This is a genomic window from Anaeromusa sp., assembly GCF_028691475.1.
Classification (GTDB): domain Bacteria; phylum Bacillota; class Negativicutes; order Anaeromusales; family Anaeromusaceae; genus Anaeromusa.
In genome coordinates this window covers 1-11,028 of record NZ_JAQUZF010000094.1, presented here as the reverse complement: position 1 = coordinate 11,028, position 11,028 = coordinate 1, and the positions used below count along the sequence as shown (strand labels likewise).

The 11,028-nt window shown below is 47.8% G+C and carries 5 protein-coding genes; all 5 read left to right on the top strand.

The window, feature by feature from the left end; translation table 11 throughout:
- Nucleotides 1-428: 428 nt before the first annotated feature.
- From PHF27_RS11240 to PHF27_RS11220, 5 genes are read left to right on the top strand one after another with little or no spacing between them, the layout of a single operon-like run.
- Entirely contained in the window at nucleotides 429-1,721 is a 1,293-nt protein-coding gene (locus PHF27_RS11240; RefSeq protein ID WP_300069960.1) for an ATP-binding protein, read from the top strand.
- 59 nt (nucleotides 1,722-1,780) lie between these two features.
- The gene (locus tag PHF27_RS11235; RefSeq protein WP_300069958.1) at nucleotides 1,781-3,910 is read left to right on the top strand and encodes a peptidase domain-containing ABC transporter; all 2,130 of its coding nucleotides are present in this window, start codon (nucleotides 1,781-1,783) and stop codon (nucleotides 3,908-3,910) included.
- Entirely contained in the window at nucleotides 3,907-5,328 is a 1,422-nt protein-coding gene (locus PHF27_RS11230; RefSeq protein WP_300069955.1) for an HlyD family type I secretion periplasmic adaptor subunit, read from the top strand. The genes PHF27_RS11235 and PHF27_RS11230 overlap by 4 nt, the downstream gene beginning before the upstream one ends.
- A 3-nt stretch (nucleotides 5,329-5,331) precedes the next feature.
- Nucleotides 5,332-7,464: a type I secretion system permease/ATPase gene (locus PHF27_RS11225; RefSeq protein ID WP_300069952.1), complete on the top strand. Its 2,133-nt coding sequence runs from the start codon at nucleotides 5,332-5,334 to the stop codon at nucleotides 7,462-7,464.
- Nucleotides 7,465-7,507: 43 nt separating this feature from the next.
- Nucleotides 7,508-10,669, top strand: coding sequence for a hypothetical protein (locus tag PHF27_RS11220; RefSeq protein WP_300069949.1), 3,162 nt, complete (start codon nucleotides 7,508-7,510; stop codon nucleotides 10,667-10,669).
- The last annotated feature ends 359 nt before the right edge of the window (nucleotides 10,670-11,028 follow it).

The window sequence follows — 11,028 nt, the reverse complement described above, 5'->3', positions numbered from 1 at the left end:
TTTGAGCGAATGCGTAACCGCATCCTCTATCTTGCGGTTACTAAAAATAGATAGCAGCGAGAATTTGCATCCTCGCTGCCAACATTACTTTATGCTTTTACCCCAACCATTGACATAGAACCTTTTTTTATTCCCAATCCCCTACCGCGGAGGGGTGCCTCCGTCAGGAGGCGGGGTGGGTTGCCCCGCGCCGGGGTGTCTCTGCCAAACACATCCCAATCTCCTCCGACGGAGGGGTGGCACAAAGTGGCGGGGTAGGTTCTCCTGGCGGAGGCACTCCTCTCAAGAGGCCGAACACACCCCGGTTCCTGACGGAACCACCCCTCTAGAGAGGGGATTAGAGAAAAAATCTCTTGATTTGACCAAATAAATATATTTAGTGTATAATGAACAAAGTTACCGAGAAAAAATCTCGAAAGGAGCAATTTATGCTGCTTTCATTCAGCGTAGAGAATTGGCGTTCATTTAAGGAAAAAACAGAGTTGTCCCTTCTTGCTGGTCGGGAGCGTCAGCATAGCGAGCGTTTGTTGGCTATTCCCGGCAGCAAGGAAAAAGCATTGCCGGTGGCGTTGATGTATGGGGGCAATGGTTCTGGTAAAAGCAATTTTTTTAAAGCTCTTATCTTTTTGAAAAATTTAATTGTAAAGGGAACGGCTCATGGGAGACCGATTTTAGTGGAACCTTTTCGGCTATGCCCAGAGACGTTAGCGCAGCCCTCGTGTTTTTCATTAGTTATCCAAATAGAAGAAATGCGTTATTTTTTTTACTTAGCCCTTAATCGCAGCGGCGTTGTCGAGGAGCGTTTAGAACGCGGCCGCAAAGGGAAGAAAGAAGTCATATATAAGCGTACTGGACAGAAGTTTCAGCTAGGAAGAGTTTTTCAAAAGAACTCGTTTTTAAAATATGTATGTCAGGGAACAAGAGCTAATCAATTATTTTTGACAAATGCAGTAGAGCAAAACGTGGCGGAATTAGAGCCTCTTTATGGATGGTTTTTACATCAGTTGGTATTGATTGCACCGGAGACGCGTTTTGACTTTCCGCAGTCTTTAACCCAGTTAGCGCCTTTGCTAGAACAGATAAATCGGATGTTACCGTTGCTAGATACGGGAATCAGCCGCATTGCCTTTCGCAAAATGCCGCCAGGGGCGGTAATGGTGCCGGAAGAAGTTCGCTTGCGGGTGTTGGACGAGCTGGAGGACAACGGCTACATTCGCGTATTTGATGCGATGCAGCGGCAACAGTGGTTTTTTTCGCAGCGCCAAGGAGAATTGGTTGCCTATAAATTGGTCTCGTATCATAACTGTGACGATGGCAGTGAAATCGAGTTTGATTTAAAAGACGAGTCAGACGGCACGAATCGTATTTTGGATTTGCTGCCTGCGTTTCTGGCTATGTCTAAATCCTCGTTGCAGAGAGTCTATTTTATTGACGAATTGGATCGCAGCCTTCATTCTCAGCTTACACGATATCTATTGGAAGTGTATTTGCAGAGCATCCGGGAGGGTGGAGCCAATCAACTCCTTGTGGTCACCCATGATACCTTACTGATGGATCAGAACTTGTTTCGCAGAGATGAAATCTGGCTGGCGGAACGCAAGCAACAAGGCGAAACCCAGTTCGCTTCACTGCAGAAACAAGAAAGCATTCGCTATGATAAAGATGTGCGGAGAAGCTATCTGCAGGGTTCTCTGGGAGGGGTACCTCGCTTGTTAGGGTGAAATGGTTATTCAGATATGCTATAATTATATTTTAGATTGAGTAGAACGGAGGCTTTGTGGTGAACGAAGAAAAAGTATCATGTGCTCTGGCATGCGTATGTGCAGCGGCAGCTTCCTTGGGGACGCCTGCTAAACCAGAAGAGCTGCGTCAGGTTGTACATCCTGTTGAAGGAAGTCTGTCTTGGTTAAGAAAAGCGGCAGAGAAGCTCAAGTTAAAAAGCCGGATCTTGCGGGCTAGCGCCGATGAATTGCCGCACTTGCCGATTCCCATGGTGGCGCTCTTGAAAAATGGCCGCTGTCTTGTGGTAGGCAGCCATTATGGAAATCGCCTAATTGTCCTGGATCCCGCGCAAGGTCGGCCGGCCACCATTCCTCAAGAAGCTTTTTTGGAAGCGTGGACAGGAGATATATTGCTGCTAGCGCGGCCGTTTACCTGGAAGGCCTTTAAAACCAAGTATCATTTGGATTGGTTTTTGCCGATTATCGTAAAGTTTAAGCGGCTTTTTTATGAAGTGACAACAGCGTCCTTTTTCTTGCAGTTTTTTGGCTTAATGACACCTTTATTCACACAGGTAATTATTGATAAAGTTGTCATAAATCGTGGGGCAGCGACGTTGGATGTGTTGGCAGCGGTGCTTTTGGTGTTAGGCCTTTTTCAATCAGGCATGACCATTTTGCGCACCTACGTACTTAACCATACGACGATGAAACTGGATGCCTATCTTGGGACACGCATGTTTCGGCATCTGGTGGCTTTGCCGATCCCCTTTTTTGAGAGAAGTAAGGTCGGTAATATCATGATGATGGTGAACTGTCTTCATGGAGTAAGAGGCTTTTTGACCGGCACGACGCTGACGGCATTATTAGATGTGTTTTTTACCTTTGTCTTTGTGGGTGTGATGTTCTACTATAGCGTCCCCTTGACATTGATTGCGTTGGCAGTAATTCCGGTGTATTTTTTGCAGGCTGTTATTACCACGCCCATTTTTCGGCGGCGTATTGAGCAAAGAATGGCAGCTATGTGTGAAAATAACGCCTTTTTAGTGGAATCCGTAAGCGGTATGGCTACGGTGAAAGCCCTCGCAGTAGAGCCGCAATTCAATGCTAAGTGGGAAAAACTTTTAGCCAAAGCGGTACATACGGCCTTTAATACTGCGACGTTTCAATTGATCTTTGGACAGGTTGGCGATCTCTTTAAGAGATTGGCGACCTTAGTCATTCTTTGGTATGGCGGGTATATGGTTATTTCCGGGCAGGATGGCTTTACCTTGGGTAAATTAATTGCCTTTCAGATGATTGCCAGCCAGGCGAACGAGACCATGCTGCGGCTAGCAACATTGTGGCCCATGGTGCAGCAGACTGCCTTTAATATGGAAATGATGGGAGGAATATTGGATAGGCGTCCGGAGACGATCGGCCAGCAAGTCCCTCCAGGGCAAATGCCATTGCAGGGGGGCTTGGCTTTGGCGGAAGTGACCTATCGTTATGCCAACCAGCCGGAACCGGTGCTGAAAAATGTATCCTTACAAATTACACCGGGTCAGCGTATCGGCATTATTGGACGCTCCGGCTCCGGAAAAAGCACCATGACCAAACTTCTTCAAGGCTTGTATGCACCGGAATCGGGCAAGGTGCTTCTAGACGGCAAGGACGTGCGTGAATACGAGCCGTTGTGGCTGCGCCAGCAGATTGGCGTAGTGCTCCAGGAAAATTATCTTTTTAGCGGCAGTGTGCGTGATAATATTGCCATGACTCGTCCTAGTTCGAATATGGACGAAGTTATCGCAGTGGCTAAGCAGGCGGGGGCCCATGACTTTATTTTGGAATTGCCTGATGGCTATGATACCCAAGTAGGAGAAGGCGGTGCCTCGCTTTCCGGCGGACAGCGGCAGCGGCTGGCGATTGCCCGGGCATTATTGCCTAATCCGCGTATCCTTATTTTTGACGAAGCCACCAGTGCTCTTGATTACGAATCAGAGCGTATTATTATGCAAAGTTTGGAGCAAATCGGCAAGGATCGTACAGTTATTCAAGTGGCTCATCGCTTGACTACAGTGCGGAGGGCGGATTTGATTTTGGTGGTAGAGCAGGGCGAAATTGTGGAACAAGGAACACATGAGCAACTACTGGAGCAGCGAGGCATTTACCATCATTTGTATATGCTTCAGGAAGGCGGTAATGTAGCATGATTAAAAAGCTGCAAAAATGGATCCAAGAAAAGTATTTTGGCGATGTAAAAGATACACAGCGTATGGAAAAAGAGGAAGCGGAATTCCTGCCGGCGGTGCTGGAAGTAATGGAAACGCCGCCGTCCCCTGTGGGGAGAGCCATTCAATGGACGTTGTTTGCGCTGGTTATTGCCGGCTTAATTTGGATGGTTGTTGGCGAAGTAGATGAGGTGGCGGTAGCACCGGGGAAATTGATTCCCAACGGCTATGTCAAGATGGTGCAGTCTGAAGACAAGGGCGTCGTCAGGGCCATTCATGTGAAAGACGGCGATTTTGTAAAGCAGGGGCAGCCCTTGATTGAGCTGAGTCCGACCGCATCTAAAGCCGATTTGGAGCGTTTGCGCAAGGAAGCGGCATACTATCAGCTGGATATTGAACGTCTACAGGCGGAGCTGACAGGTTCGCTGTTTCAACCTAGCCGCCAACCTGGCTTAGACCCTAAAGATATTGATTCCCAGCTGACCTTGTATAGTTCGAGAATGGCAGAGTATCGCAGCCGCATGGCTATGGCTGCGGCTGATATAGCGCAACAGCAATCAGCGGTGCAGATTGCCCGGACGAATTTGATAAAGTTTCAACAGCAGTTTGAAATTGCACGTGATAAAGAAGATCGTATACGTTCGCTCTTGGCGGATAATGCGGTTGCATATTTCACGTTGTTGGATCATCAATCCAAGCGTATGGAATTGGAGCAGTCTTTGGTTTCTCAGCAATCGGAAATTGCCAAGTCCGAATCCGCATTGGCTCAAAGCTTGCAGAACCGAGACACAACGCAGTCTTCCTGGTTAAAGGATATTAATACTAAATTGGTGGAAGACCGTAAACAATTGGCTTCCTATCAAGAAGAACTAAAGAAGGCGGAAGAGAAAAACGCCTATGCCACCCTGGTGGCGCCCATTGACGGGCGAGTTAACCAGTTGGCTGTGCATACAGTGGGGGCGGTTGTAACGGAAGCGCAGCCGCTGATGACCATTGTGCCGGAAGGTACCGAAGTGGAAGTGGAAGTCAAGGTGGCAAATAAGGATATTGGCTTTATTTATGAAGGGCAGCAGGCAGCTGTCAAGGTAGATTCCTTCAGCTTTCAAAAATTCGGAGTTCTGGAAGGCGTTGTGAAAAGCATCAGCCCTGATGCCATTGACGACCAGCAAGGAAAAAATGCCCAAGCGGCAGCGCAAGGCGGGCAAAGTGCAGCTTCGGAACCGTATTATCGCGTCTTGGTAACCTTGCCCAAGCAAACGGTAAATGTCTTTGGCAGAGAACAGTATTTGCTGCCAGGTATGACGGCACAGGCGGAGATTAAGATCCGGGAAAAACGGATTATTGAATTCTTTATGGATCCTTTCCGTAAATATACGAGCGAAGCCTTGAGGGAGAGGTAAGAAATGGCGCAAGAACAACGTTTGGATAGCGGTTTGCATTCTTTAGTGACTATTGTGCGCATGTTAGGACTTCCCGCCGATGCGGAGCAGCTTAAACGCGCGTATGTGGTTCGGGAGGAAGGCATGGATACGCTGACTCTTTTAAGAGCAGCCAGGGATTTGGGGTTAAAGGCGAAAGCATTATTTCCTAATGTAGAGCGTATGAGCCGCCTTCCCTTTCCAGCCATTGCACAGCTGAAGAATAATGACTATGTTGTGGTTATAAAAATGCTGGGAGAAGACAGGGTGGTCATTGTCGACCCGCATCGTCCGCAGGCTCTTTCGGTGCCCCTGGAAAAATTCCTCGAGCTTTGGGGCGGGGAAATGATCTTTTTAACAAGGCGTTCCCTGCTGCGGCTGCGTAATATAACACAAAAATTTGGATTGTCCTGGTTTGCCCCCATTTTATGGCGCTATAAGAAACTGGTCCTTCATGTCATGGGGCTTTCCCTGGTTTTGCAGTTATTGGGTATGGCCAGTCCCCTTTTTACGCAAACCATTATCGACAAGGTATTGGTGCAGCGAAGCTTGACGACCTTAGACATACTAGTGCTGGGTGTGAGCGTGGTTTCGGTGTTTCAAGTGGGTATGATGATCTTGCGGGCGTATTTGTTCAACCATACGACAAATCGTATGGATGTAACCTTGAGTTCCCGCCTCTTTAAGCATATCACCTCACTGCCGTTGCGCTTTTTTGAACAATGGCAGGCAGGGGATATCGTGTCCAGGGTGCGCGAAGTCGATACGGTACGGGGCTTTATTACCGGTACGGCGATGACGGCGGTTTTGGATAGTGTTTTTGCAGTGGTTTATATTGGCGTTATGATTTATTATAGTCCTCTTTTGAGCGTAGTGGCATTGGCGGCCATTCCCTTATTGTTTTTGCTGATTCTTGCGGTTACACCCCTTTTTCGCAGGCGCATGAATGAAAGTTTTGCGGCTGGCGCGGAAAGCCAGTCCTTCATGATTGAATCCTTGAACGGGGTGCAAACGTTAAAGTCTTTGGCAGTGGAGCCTATTTTTACGCAAAAATGGGAGCAGATATTGGCCAAGAACGTAAAAACGACCTTTGCAGCATCGCATTTGGGAAATCTTGCTGGCAATACAGCCGGTTTTATTCAACAAACATCTACCCTGGCTATCCTTTGGATTGGGACTAAGTTGGTGATGGAAGGCAGCATTTCGGTAGGTCAGCTGATTGCCTTTCAGATGTACTCTTCCCAGGTCATTGGGCCCATGGTACGGCTCCTTAATATTTGGCAGTCTTTTCAACAGGCGCGGGTGTCTCTGGACCGCTTAGGAGATATTATGGATGAGGCGGGCGAACCAGCTTTTAATCCTAATCGGACCACGCTGCCAAGTATTGCCGGGGAAATTATTTTGGATCGTGTGACCTTTCGGTATCGTGTCGATGGGGCAGAAGTATTAAAACAGGTCACTCTGCAGGTGGACCCGGGGCAGCGCATCGCCTTAGTGGGTAAATCCGGCTCGGGGAAGAGCACCTTGACCAAGCTGCTGCAGCGGTTATATGTGCCGGAGAGCGGCAGGGTACTCATTGATGGCGTCGATTTATCCCAAGTAGAGCCAGCATGGCTGCGGCGGCAGATCGGTGTGGTTCTCCAGGAAAATGTGCTCTTCAGCGGTACTGTGAAGGAAAACATTGCCATGGCGAAAACTGGCGCGACTGACGAAGAAGTACAAAGGGCAGCGGAGCTCTCAGGGGCGCATGAATTTATCAGCCGCATGCCGGACGGATATGATACGTATTTGGCAGAACGAGGCAAGTCCTTGTCTGGCGGGCAGCGGCAGCGATTGGCCATTGCGCGTGCCTTGATTACAGATCCTCGTATTTTGATTTTTGACGAGGCCACAAGCGCCCTGGATTATGAGTCGGAAAAAGTGATTATGGATAATCTCGATAAAATAGCGGCGGGGCGGACTATGGTTATTATTGCGCATCGATTGTCAACAGTTCGCGGCTGCGATAGAATCTATATGATGGAAAAAGGCCGGATTATCGAAGAAGGTTCTCACGAAGCGTTGTTGAAGCAGGATGGTATGTATGCTGCCATGGTGCGGCAGCAATATGAAATATGATATGATACTCTTATAATCTTATTTTAGAAAGGATGGCATGCGCGTGAAAATATTGCATATTGCTCATGCGAATGGCGGCAGTGTTCAAGGACGCTTTGTAGCGGCACTGGCGGAAAGCCAACGCCGCCTTGGGTATGAGGTACATACGGTAGTACAGCAGATGTATGGAAATCAAGCTGGTGTGAGTGTTTTGCCTGAGATGACGCAACAATGGGAACTGAATTTGTTGAGGAAGCAAGAGCGGCAGGGTTTTTTCGACTTGTATTCAACACCTCTCTTGACTGTGCTGGGAAAAGAAGAATTTTTGCAGGCTGATATTGTGCATTTGCATGATTTGCAAGGCGGTTATTTTTCCTATTTGCTGTTGCCTTTTTTAGCGGCTAAACCGTTGGTTTGGACTCAATATGATGAAAGAGCTTTTATAGAGTCGCCTTTGCCGGAAGGCGGAAAGGCAAGCACTTTTCGAAGTCTTGTGCGCAATGTGCAGTCTTTGACTGAATGTACCATAGTGGCTACGCAGCCGTGGCTTAAAGAGCGGGCCCAAAGAAGTCCTTTAGGGCAAAATGTAGTAAAAGAAATTCCTGTGGGTGTTGACGCAGAATATTGGCAGCCAAGCAGTAAAGAAGAGGCCCGCAAAAAGCTAGGCTTGCCCAGGGATGTTCGTGTTGTGCTTGTGGATCCGCAAGCCTTGCGGGCAGTTGAATTGTTGCGTAAACAGGGTTGGGTAGTATTGACTCTGGACCAAGAGCAGGGGCAGACATATTCTTTCCGGAGTGCCGATCTGGGAGATGACGGTCTGCGCAATCTATATCAAGCTATTGATTTGTATCTTTGCTTTGATTCCAATCAAGGGCTTAGTAAAGTCATAGAGGCTGCAGCCTGCGGGGTATCAGTAGCGGTGCCTCAAAGCAGCCAGTGGCAATATCCATGGCTAGTTAATGGAGAAAGCGGCGTCGTTTTGTCCATGCAATCCCAGGAAGCATTGGAACAACTAAAACAGATGCAGGGAAATCCGGAGATTTTAGCACAATGGGGCTTGGAAGGACGGCGTAAACTGCTGGCAAGTCCATATGCTTTGAATAAAGTCGCTTCTCAATATGAGCAACTTTATCAGCGGCTTGTTCCCGGTTTAAATAAAACTTCTTCTGCACCAGTAGCTCCTGCTGTAGCCTCTTCGGAAGAACTTTTGGAGCGGCTTTTTAAAACACACTTGGATATTTCGCGTCTTCAGGTAGTAAGAAGCCAAGGTTGGCCAGCGGTATGGGAAGAACTGAAAAAGAAGGTAGAAGCATTCTCTAAAGATGAAGGAGCAAAACGGGGCGCCTTTGTTGATGCTTTTTTGACCTATTTTATTACTCAGGACGAAGAGACGCCTATATGGGGTGTTGTAGAACAGTGGCTGCGTTTGCGCAATATGCCGGTGCGCTCGGGCGATGTGAAAGACGACGAACGGTTGGCGGCGCTCTTTTTTGCCAGAGAAATGCGTGAGCTTTGGAAGCGCTTTATATTGAAGACGCCGCAAGCGGCTTTAGCTAAAATGGATGTGGTGCGGCAGTCACGGATGGTAACATTTTGGAGATTAGTCTTTCTAAATGATGCTTCGGTTCTATATTTGGATGAAGGCCGTAATGAGACAGTGCTTCCTATTCGGTATCGAAGTGTTCCTAAAGAAGCGTATAGCGGCAAGGCATACCCGGACTTGCTGATTCGCAGCATGTACCAGCCATATGGAGAGGCTGGCGTCGTGGTGGATATGGATGTTCTTTTGAAATCGGCCGTGCCGCTGGCGCTTAAGGTAATAGCTCCATTTTGGCTGAGCTGTGCACCGTATTATAATAATGATAAAATTGCACAGCAGGCGGCGTTGCGGCACATCCGAAACTATTGCGAAGCTGCAGTTCGTCACCCGCAGGCTATGCCTAAAGGCCTTTTTGACGCTTGTTCGGAGCACTTTACTTTGCATTTGTGGCGGTTATCCTATTGCGGCGGCAATATGGTGAAAGAAATTTCGGCTTTTGGAGATTTTCTGCATTATTATATGAAACGTTTTTATTCGCGCTGGGTTAGTGTGAAACAAAAAACGCGGAAGAAGAATAAGAAGCTTCGAATTGGCTATATTTCCAGTAATTTCCGCAATCAAGCTGTAAGCTTTTATATGGCGAATCGCATTTTGCACGCAGATAAGGAAAATTATGAAATTGTGACTATTTCCTTAGAACGGCGTTGCGACGAACTGACAGAACAAATTAAGCAGAAAAGCGATCAATATATTGCAATTACAGATTTTGGAAATGTCGATGCAATTGCCCAAACTATTGTTGACAGCCAATTGGATGTGCTGATTTATACGGATATTGGTATGGATCCGCTAACATATAAATTGGCAGCACTGCAGTTGGCTCCTACACAGGCTGTCTTGGTAGGCCATGGCGTAACGACTGGGTTGCCGACTGTGCAGTATTATTTGAGTGGTGATTTTGAATCGCAGGAATCAGATTCTCATTATCGTGAGAAACTTATTAGATTGCCGCGCTTGGGAGCTGCTCAATTTGCTCCTTTTGAACCGGAAGAGGGGCGGACACGAAAAGATTTTGGCTTGCCCGATGACAAAGTATTATTTGTTTCTTGTGCAAATGGGATCAAACATGGGCCAGCGCGTGATGATGTTTTAGTGCGTATTTTGCAACAAGCTCCTAATGCTGTTATTGCCTTAAAACCGTTTATGTTGCCTAATTTGGTGGATATGCATTTTGTAGAAAGATTGTCTAAGAAGGTTCGTGCTGCAGGCGTGGCAGATCGCTTCCGCATTTTGCCGCCCCTGCCGAAAAATACCGATTTGCTGGCCTTGCTTCGCGTTTGCGATGTGAACCTGGATACTTATCCCTATGGCGGCTGGACGACCAATATGGACGCCTTGTATGTAGGTTTGCCCGTAGTGACCCAAGAAGGTGAATTGGCTCGGACTCGCTGGGGAGCTGGTATGCTTAGAGCCATGGGAATCCAAGAGGGTATTGCCCAAAATGAAGATGAATATGTGGCTTGGGCGGTTCGTTATGCAAGTGATGCGGAACTTCGCAGCCGTATTCGGGCTCAAGTAGAGGTAAAAGCCAAAGAAGTTCTCTTTGATGGTTCTGGTACGCAAAAAGAGTATGAAGAGGTCTTGCTGCAGATGCATGCAGCGCATCATGCATCGCGCAAGCGCTAATCCCAATCCCCTCTAGAGAGGGGTGGTTCCGTAAGGAACCGGGGTGTGTTTGGCCCTTAGAGGGGTGCCTCCGCTAGGAGGCGGGGTGGGTAATCCAATCCCCTCTTGAGAGGGGTGTCGCCTCTGGCGACGGGGTGCCCCCGTGGGTGCCCTCCCTCTCAAGAGACCAAAAACCGCACCAGGAAGTGCCGTAGGCATTCCTGGTGCGGTTTTATTTCAAATGCAAATTTTTAAGGTTCTATGTCAATGGTTGGGGTAAAAGCATAAAGTAATGTTGGCAGCGAGGATGCAAATTCTCGCTGCTATCTATTTTTAGTAACCGCAAGATAGAGGATGCGGTTACGCATTCGCTCAAAATT